Raw genomic sequence first — 5,242 nt, 5'->3', positions numbered from 1 at the left:
GGGCCGGCTCCGCCAGCCCCGATCCGACGACGAACGCCAGGAGCGAGCATGCAACCGCAAGCGAACTCATCGTTCTCATGGAAAGGCTCCTTCCCGCAAATCTCTAATTACGCCGCGGCCCGGTAGGCGTTGGCGAAGACGGTCTTCGCGAACTCCTCCAGTTCTCGCTTCGCGGATTTCCTTAAATAAGATTCCCCCCGCCGAAGGGAAGATCCGGGGCCGGAGACGGAAGTTCACCCCTTCTCGCACCACTCCCTGGCGTTCAGGAAAAGCTTGAGCCACGGGGAGGCCTTCAAGGATCGCTTCCACTCCTCGGGCATCCACGCCCACTGCCAGGTGAGGAACGTCCGCTCGGGGTGGGGCATGATCGCCAGGTGCCGGCCGTCGGGGGAGCAAAGCGCCGCGATCCCGTTCGCCGACCCGTTCGGGTTGAACGGGTACCGCATCGTCACTTCCCGCCGGTCGTCGACGTACCGGACCGGTGCGAGCGACAGGGACTCCACGTTCTTAAGGATCTTCCTGTCGGGGAAGAACGCCCTTCCCTCCCCGTGGGCGACCCAGATCCCAAGGGTCGAGCCGGCCATCCCCTTGAGCAGGATCGAGGGACTCGGGAAGATCCGGACGGCGGAAAACCGCGACTCGAACCGGCCCGAAAGGTTGCGGATGAATCTCGGCTGGCGCCTGTCTTCGATGCCGGCCCAGGGGATCCAGCCCAGGAGCGCCATGAGCTGGCACCCGTTGCAGACGCCCAGGGAAAACGTGTCGGCCCGGTCGTAGAACTTTTGGAACGGCTCGAACACGCTCCTGTTGAAACGGATCACCCCGGCCCAGCCCTTCGCGGAGTCGAGGACGTCCGCGTAGCTGAAGCCCCCGACGAAGGCCATCCCCCGGAACCGGTCCAGGTCGACCTTCCCCTCGAGAAAATCGGTCATCGTCACGTCCCAAACGGTAAACCCCGCCTGGTGGAACGCAGACGCCATCTCCCGGTCGCTGTTGCTCCCCTCTTCCCGGACGACGGCGACGGCGGGCTTGCTCCTTTTCCGCAGGACGGCCGGGGAAGCGGCCTCGGGGGTGAAGGAAAGCTTGTACGACGGTCCCGGCCGGTCGTGGATGTTCCGCTTCTCCTGGGCGGCGCATCCCGGGTTCGCCTGGAGCCTCTCCAGCCGGTGGCTTGTCTCCTCCCAGATGCTCCTTAAGGTCCGCATGTCCTCGCCGAGGACGATCCTGCCGCCCGCCTTTACCTTGATCCGCTTTCCCGCCGTCGTTGCCCCGAGGACACGGAAGGGAAGCCTTGCTTTTTGCAGCCGGGAGAGGAGGTGCTTCTCGTCTTTCGGGAGGTACTCGATCACCATCCCGGGCTCTTCGGAGAAAAGGAAGGGGAGGGGGTCGGCGCCTCCCGTCGAGATCTCCAGCCCGCAGTTTCCCGCAAAGGCCATCTCCAGGAGCGTGGCGACGAGCCCTCCGTCGCTGCGGTCGTGCCCGGAAAGGACAAGCCCCTTCCCGATCAGTCCCTGGACGGCGTTGAAGGCCCGCCTCAGCAGCTTCGGGTCGTCCACGTCGGGGGATTCGTCGCCGACCTGGCCGTACGCCTGCGCGAGCGCCGACCCGCCGAGCCGGTAATTCCCTTTGCCGAGGTCGATGAGAAGGAGCCGGCTCTTTCCCGGCCGCTTGATGTCGGGCGTCACCACCTTCGTGATATCCGGGCAGGGGGCATAGGCGGAGATCACCAGCGTCCCGGGGGATTTGACCGTCTCGGCCGTCTCCCCGGAGCCCACCTTTGCCGCCATGGAGAGGCTGTCCTTTCCACCGTCGATCGCGATGCCGAGCTCGATCAGGATCTCCCGCAGCGCGACCGCCGCGTCGTAGAGCCTCGCCCCCTCGCCGGGGAGCTTCGCGGCCCACATCCAGTTCCCGGAGCATTTGACGTCTCCGAGCCGGCGGATCTTCGCCCAAACGAGGTTGGTCAGCATCTCCGCCACGGTGAGCCGGGCCATTGCGGCCGGGTCGATGAGGGTCTTGACCGGTTGCTCTCCGATCGCGATCGCCGCGCCGGTTTGCCCGAAGTGGCTCTGTGCGATCACGGCGACGTCGGAGACGGTGAGCTGCAGCGGTCCCGCGCACTGCTGCCGGGCGACAAGCCCCGTGACGCTGCGGTCGACCTTGTTCGTGAGGAACCGCTTCGACCCGACGGAAAGGAGGCGCAGGACCCGGTCCAGCGCGCCGCGGACGCTCACGCTCCGGGGAAGCGCAAGGGGCGAGAGCGCGGGCGCGATGCGATCGAGCCGGAACGTCTTCTGCGGCATGTCGCCCAGGACCTTTTCCAGGTCGAGGTCCACCGGCGTGCTCCCGTCGCGCTCGTCGTGCAGGACGATCCGGCCGTCCCCGCTGATCCGCCCGATGAAGGCGCAGGGGACCTTCTCCCTGCGGCACACCGCCTCGAACGTTTCCCTGCTCCCGGGCCGGATGAGCAGAGCGTTCTGCTCCTGGTATTCGGCGCCCCACAGCTCGAGGGCGGAGAGGGTGTCGTCGCCGCTCTGGATCTTGCGGACCTCGATCCGCGCTCCCGCCGGGTAGATGATCTCCTTGACGACGTTGCAGTTCCCGCCCGCGCCCTGGTCGTGGATGCTGACGATCGGATTGCGGTCCCCCATCTCGACGCAGGCGCGGATGACGCGGTTCACCTTCTGCTCCATTTCGGCGTCGCCGCGCTGGACGGCGTTGAAGTCGAGCTCCGCGACGTTTTCTCCCTGGATCATGCTGGAGGCGGCCCCTCCGCCCAGGCCGATCCGGTAGGCGGGCCCCCCGATCTTCGTGACGAGCATTCCCGTCTCGGGCGCACCCTTTTCGACGTGCCGGGAGTCCATCTGCCCGATCCCGCCCGTGAACATGATCGGCTTGATCCACTCCCTGCGCTCCCCGCCGGGCAACCGCAGCCCGAACGACCGGGTGAAGCCCTGGATGACCGGCTCTCCGAACTTGTTCCCGTAGTCGGAGGCTCCGTTGGACGCGTCGATCCCGATCGAAAGGGGGGAGGCGAGGTTGCCCGGGTAGGCAAAGGAAGGGTCCTCCCAGGGGAGCCGGTAGCCGGGGATCCGCAGGTTCCCGACGCAGTAGGCGGCCGTCCCCGCGACGACGAGCCCTCCCCGCCCCGTGGCCTGGACGTCCCGGATCCTCCCTCCCGTTCCCGTTTCCGCCCCGGGGAAGGGGGCGACGCCGCTCGGGAAGTTGTGCGTCTCCGCCGTGAAGATGAGGTGATAGGCGGGGCGGGCCTCCGTCATCCGGGAGCACGTTCCGGGATGCTCGGGCAGGAGCGTCCGGATCCGGTACCCCCGGATCGCGCTCGAGTTGTCCTTGAAGGCGATCACGCTGTTGGCCGGGTTCGCCTTCAGGGGGTCCTTGACGATCCGCATGAGGGTTTCCGGGATTTTCGTTCCGTCGACGATCAGCTTCCCCCGGAAGAACCAGTGGCGCGAGTGCTCGCTGTTGGACTGGGAGAGGTCGAAGCACTCCACGTCGGTGGGATTGCGCTGGAGATCCTTGGCGAAAAGGTCGAAGTAATACTCGATGTCCCAGGCGTCCAGCCCCAGCCCCAGCTCCGCATTGATCCGTTGAAGAGCCGGGAGCCCCTCCTCGATCAGGGGGACGGTGCGGACGCTTTCCGGCCGGATCCCCGTCTCGAAGGTCGAAAGGGGGGCGGGATAGGGGCACTCCGTCATCCGGTCGTGGACTTTCGACAGGAACGGCTCGATCCGGTCCCCGGCGGGCTCGCGGTCCGCGACAAGCCGGTACCGCCTCGACCGCTCGATCCGCCGGATCTTGTCGAGGCCGCACGCGCGGCATACGGAGACGGCATTCGTGGACCACGCCGTGGTGAAGTTCATCCTCGGGCCCACTTCGAGGACCCGGTCCCCGTGGAATAAGGTTTCGGGGGCGAACCGGTCCGGCTCGAACGTCTCCGCCAGCAGCCACCGCAGCGTTTCGATCTCCGCGTCGTTCAGGGGCTCCGACGCCTCGATGTTGAAGCAGTACTCCGTCTCGATCCGCCGGACGCGCGGGGACACGTTCTTCCGGGCGAAGGCAAGAAGATCCTCCGCCTTCGTCTCGGAGAGTGCGGGGTACCTATAGAAATGGAGCAGTCTCATCGCATGACCGACATGGTCCCGGGATCTTGGATCCTGCAATCCTACCGGGGAATCGGGAAGTTCTCAAGGTCCGGACGCCGCGCCGGGTTTCCGGCCGTGATCGTCTTTCCTCTACATATACATACGATTATGCTGGATTGCGGCCTTATGTTATAGGCACGGCGTTTTTTTTTCCGGGAAGCCCCTTGAATAAGAACGAGGTGCCAGGAGGGGAGGATCGCCGATGCCCTGCGGTCGTGATCGAAGAAAGCCTGCTTCTGAGAACCTGAAATTTTATATAAAAAGAGAAAAATATTTTCCTCTATTCCCAAAAAAAATCACCTGTGCATGCGGTTTCATTATGAACAGCTCTATATTTCAAACGGTTAGGAGTCGGGTAATCGAAGGTATACATGTTGCTTAAGAGTTATGACCTTTTTCCGGAGGTTGGTGAAGAAGTGTTAATAATAAAATATAGTTTTTCCTTTTTTTTTTATTTTTCGTTTGTTTTCCTATCCGCCTATAATCCATCCCAGCAGAAACCCAAGTTCGAGTCCGAGCAGCCGTTGAGCATCCTTTGGTTTCATCCGCAATCGCCGCGTGGAGGTATCGTTCGATGTTTCGTTGGTTAATCGGCTCGAGCCTCAAATTCCGCTTCCTCGTATTGGCGATCGCCGCTGCGTTGATGTTCTTCGGAACCCAGCAACTTCGCAAAACGCCGGTCGACGTATTCCCCGAGTTCGCGCCGCCGAAGGTGGAAATCCAGACCGAAGGTCCCGGAATGACCTCCATGGAGGTGGAAGAGCTGATCACGATCCCGATGGAGGATCAGCTCCGGGGGATACCGGGCGTTGAATACGTCCGCTCCTCGTCCGTGGTGGGATTGTCCCAGGTCGTGCTCCTTTTCAAGATGGGCACCGATCTCATGGAGGCGCGGCAGCGCGTACAGGAGCGTCTGAAGCTGGCGATCGCGGAGCTGCCGCAGTCATCCGGCATGCCGATCATGCTCCAGCCCCTTTCGTCCACCAGCCGGGTCATGAAGATCGGGCTCACCTCGAAGGTCTACGACATGATGGACCTTTCCATGATCGCCTACTGGACGATCAAGTTCCGCCTCATGG

The 5,242-nt window shown here is 63.6% G+C and carries 1 protein-coding gene and 1 pseudogene; one reads left to right on the top strand and one right to left on the bottom strand.

The genetic code is table 11. From position 1 onward, the window contains the following. Nucleotides 1-233: 233 nt before the first annotated feature. Nucleotides 234-4,142 carry a phosphoribosylformylglycinamidine synthase gene (locus tag A2Z13_02815; protein OGP79185.1) on the bottom strand — a complete coding sequence of 1,303 codons (3,909 nt, stop codon included), beginning with the start codon at nucleotides 4,140-4,142 and terminating at the stop codon, nucleotides 234-236. 595 nt (nucleotides 4,143-4,737) lie between these two features. Between A2Z13_02815 and A2Z13_02810 the strand changes: the two are divergent. Next, nucleotides 4,738-5,242, top strand: a pseudogene (locus A2Z13_02810) (hypothetical protein).

It is taken from the genome of Deltaproteobacteria bacterium RBG_16_64_85 (genome assembly GCA_001798885.1).
Classification (GTDB): domain Bacteria; phylum Desulfobacterota; class Deferrimicrobia; order Deferrimicrobiales; family Deferrimicrobiaceae; genus FEB-35.
The sequence above is the reverse complement of the archived record's forward strand: the minus strand, read 5'-3'. Positions and strand labels throughout refer to the sequence as shown.

Excerpts from the sequence above, each read along its gene's own strand:
- A2Z13_02815 (OGP79185.1), bottom strand. The coding sequence starts at position 4,142 with ATGAGACTGCTCCATTTCTATAGGTACCCCGCACTCTCCGAGACGAAG.